This window comes from Vibrio qingdaonensis, assembly GCF_026191675.1.
In the GTDB taxonomy this organism is placed as follows: domain Bacteria; phylum Pseudomonadota; class Gammaproteobacteria; order Enterobacterales; family Vibrionaceae; genus Vibrio; species Vibrio qingdaonensis.
On record NZ_JAKRRY010000093.1, the window covers coordinates 1 to 2,906 of the forward strand.

Here is a 2,906-nt window from a genome sequence, read left to right on the forward strand (position 1 = left end):
TTGGCTACATGTCAGGTTGAGCAAGGCATTCAGTTCTTCGTCAGTAACGCTTTCGTTCAGGGTATGGGTAATGCTACAATTTACTTGCATCTTAGATCTCCTATAGGTTTGGATGTATCCTCGCAGTGGAGTTTGGCGATTGCACTGCGAGATTCTCACTCAATTACTCAATTACTCAATTACTCAATTACTCAATTACTCAATTACTCAATTACTCAAAATCATTTGTTTTCATATATTCTGTCAATGCTTCTTTGGTCATATCTGTGATAGACATATCATTCTCCATTGCAAACATTTTAACTTTGAGATAAAAACTCTTAGGAAGATCCGCATTGAGTCTACTAGTATCTTCTTTAGTGGTTACTTTACTGACATCTTTAACCTTTGGATGTTGATGTCCTTCACCTGTTTTTTTTATCTTTAGCATTACTCAAACCCTTTCACTATTTGTTTAACTAAATACCGAATTTCAAATGCAGCTTGTCCTTCAGGTTCTTCATCGATCGCAGTAGACCCTGAAGACAATGAGTTCGCAAATATTGTTCTATCATGAATGTTTCCATTCAGTAGTGGCAGTTCATAATCAGCTACGACTTTACGAATTTCTCCGGCTAACTTAGTGCCTTTTTTAGCTCTAGATATTTGGAAAGCAGCGGTTGGTACTCCATCAGTAATTACTTGCCTTTGTTTGATTTGACTAACTAGAGCTTCACATGCCCACAGATCTAATGGGGAAGGCTGAACAGGAATTATAACTAGTTCCGCTATACTGATAGCGTGTGCCGCCATTTCTTCAAGTTTTGCTGCACCATCAATTACAATCCAGTCATATCCTCTAGTGAGTTGTTGGATTGTACCTTTGAGAGCGCCAGCTCTATCAACACCTACAATGGGGAATGATGCTCCTCCACCTTGCTCAGCCCAGTCACGAGCAGACCCTTGAGGATCAGTATCAACCATTAAAATTGAACCGTAACCCTTTAAGGCGCGAGATAAATGTAACGCGATAGTTGTTTTCCCAGCTCCGCCTTTGGGATTTAAAATTGCTATAATATTAGCCATACCTAACTCCTCAATTACTCAATTACTCAATTACTCAATTACTCAATTACTCAATTACTCAATTTTCACACTCATGCAGAACAAGTGCAAGTAAAAAATTGATTTTTTACTGACAGAAGATCGGAGAAAAGCCACAAGAGGCTCTACGACGGAACCGTCGAAAACTCCTAACCAAATACAAGTCTCGATACTAGGGGTTTTGGCACTAGCAATTGCGTACAAAACTGTTCCGTTAAACCCAACCCCTTCTTCTTTGTAAATCTCAAAAGACTAACGATTTGGTGTATAATATTGGCAAAATCAGCAAAGTGAAGATGAGATGAAGACACCCCAATCAATACACGATGGATTGTTTAAGTCTTTCCTTACCGTCCCAGAGACGGCCCGAGACTTTCTGGAAGCGCATCTACCGGACAACATAAAGCAGGTTTGTCATCTTGATACACTCCAACTTCAACCAGGTTCGTTTTTAGAAGATGACCTTGTCCCGTATTACTCAGACGTTCTCTATTCTATGGAAACGGAGAGTGGGGCAGGGTATGTGTATGCGCTAATCGAGCACCAGAGTAGTCCAGATAAGCATATGGGGTTTCGGTTGACGCGATATGCAATAGCCACGATGAAACAGCACCTTGATGCTGGTCATGATGTGTTACCGATAGTCGTTCCGCTGTTGTTCTATCATGGGAAAACATCCCCTTACCCATACAGCACGAATTGGTTGGATGAATTTGACGATCCCGAGCTTGCCAAAAGCATTTACAGTCAGGCTTATCCACTTGTGGACATAACGGTGATCCCAGACGATGAAATAGTCCAGCATAAGCGTGTTGCTTTATTGGAGCTGGTACAAAAACACGTCAGACAAAGAGATCTGTTGGACTTTGCAGATACAGTGGTTACACTGTTATTGGAGCATTATCTAACAGAGAAACAGTTAGATTCTTTAATGGAATACTTAGTGAGAGTAGGGGAGACGTCGAATTTAGAGGCGTTAGTAAAGACTCTCGCAGAGCAAGTACCAGAGCACGAGGCAAAATTCATGACAATCGCAGAGCAATTAGAAGCGCGTGGTCGAGAGCAGGGCTTAAAACAAGGTATCGAACAAGGTATCGAACAAGGTAGACTAGAAGGCGAAGAGTTTGGTCGGCAAGAGACGCAACTGAGTATAGCGAAAAAAATGCTTTCAGCAGGGCTTGATGCTGATTTAATCATTGAAACTACTGGTTTATCAAAAGAAGAACTTATAAAGCTTATTAATTAATAAGGTAGGGTCAGATAAACATCTATCCTTTCAACAAAATGCCATAATGTTAGCGACATTATGGTGTTTTGTATCCACAACTAGTGACAGCGTAACATTTTTATTTTAATCGCAAATGTAGATAACTACTATTCTCTCTCCATCTCAGTTTGTATACTGATTAAGACTTGATCAGTTCGATCAAAAAAGATCCTCTCAACTTTGCCACTTTCAAATATCGGCATGAAATTTGCCCTTCTTCCTGCTAGACCCGCGAAGCGGCTTTTGTGGTCGATGTAGTTAAGTTTTTATGATGTTTTAGTAGTGTCGGTCCACGTTAGTTAAGAACGTTAGACAGAGAAGGTTTGGCGCAGCGCTGGTGAACGTTACGCGATGATTTTCGGTAGAAAATCTAACCGAATCGCGTTATCTTTTAGTGGAGCGTAAGCGACAACCTTATCTTTCTTTATTCTTTTTTAAAGGTTGAAGAGCAACCTTCACTTCGTTTCGGTGGGTCAGCACTGCCTCTACATGACTACCGTCATATAGCAGCCAGCACTCGACCTTTATAAATATCTTGATTTTAATACTGTAAGTT

At 40.5% G+C, this 2,906-nt stretch carries 3 protein-coding genes; 1 reads left to right on the forward strand and 2 read right to left on the reverse strand.

What is annotated here, in order from left to right; genetic code table 11:
• Positions 1 to 211: 211 nt before the first annotated feature.
• Together MD535_RS25290 and parA are read right to left on the reverse strand one after the other, a co-directional pair.
• On the reverse strand, positions 212 to 430 hold the full coding sequence (locus MD535_RS25290; protein WP_265678051.1) for a hypothetical protein: 219 nt from the start codon (positions 428 to 430) through the stop codon (positions 212 to 214).
• Complete coding sequence (gene parA, locus MD535_RS25295; RefSeq protein ID WP_265678052.1) at positions 430 to 1,065, reverse strand: ParA family partition ATPase; 636 nt, start codon at positions 1,063 to 1,065, stop codon at positions 430 to 432. Before parA ends, MD535_RS25290 begins: the two co-directional genes overlap by 1 nt.
• A gap of 319 nt (positions 1,066 to 1,384) precedes the next feature.
• On the opposite strand from parA, the gene MD535_RS25300 reads away from it, so the two are divergent.
• Entirely contained in the window at positions 1,385 to 2,329 is a 945-nt protein-coding gene (locus MD535_RS25300) for an Rpn family recombination-promoting nuclease/putative transposase (protein WP_265678053.1), read from the forward strand.
• Positions 2,330 to 2,906 lie beyond the last annotated feature (577 nt).